1 pseudogene is annotated in these 323 nt (G+C 75.2%); it reads left to right on the top strand.

What is annotated here, in order from left to right:
* Positions 1-323: pseudogene (locus AOK09_RS40695) on the top strand (cell division protein); the annotation flags it as partial.

Raw genomic sequence — 323 nt, 5'->3', positions numbered from 1 at the left:
CGGCGGCGCGCCGCCGCCCCCCGGTCGGCTCCATCCGGCTCGGCGACCCCCGGCGCCGGCTGCGGCTGGTCACCGTCGCCCTGGCCGCGGTGCTGTCGCTGTTCGTCGGGCGCCTGGTCCAGCTGCAGCTGGTGGACGCCTCGGCGCTGGCCGCCGAGGCCACCGTCAACCGCTATGTGGACGATGTGCTGCCCGCGGACCGCGGTGCCATAACGGACGCCTCCGGCGTGGTCCTGGCCACCACCGTCGACGCCTACGACATCACCGCCGACCCCACGATGTTCACCGCCGAGCAGACCAAGGTGCCCGACGCCCCCCAGCAG

The organism is Peterkaempfera griseoplana, from assembly GCF_001418575.1.
Classification (GTDB): domain Bacteria; phylum Actinomycetota; class Actinomycetes; order Streptomycetales; family Streptomycetaceae; genus Peterkaempfera; species Peterkaempfera griseoplana.
This window is presented reverse-complemented; position numbering and strand designations above follow the sequence as displayed.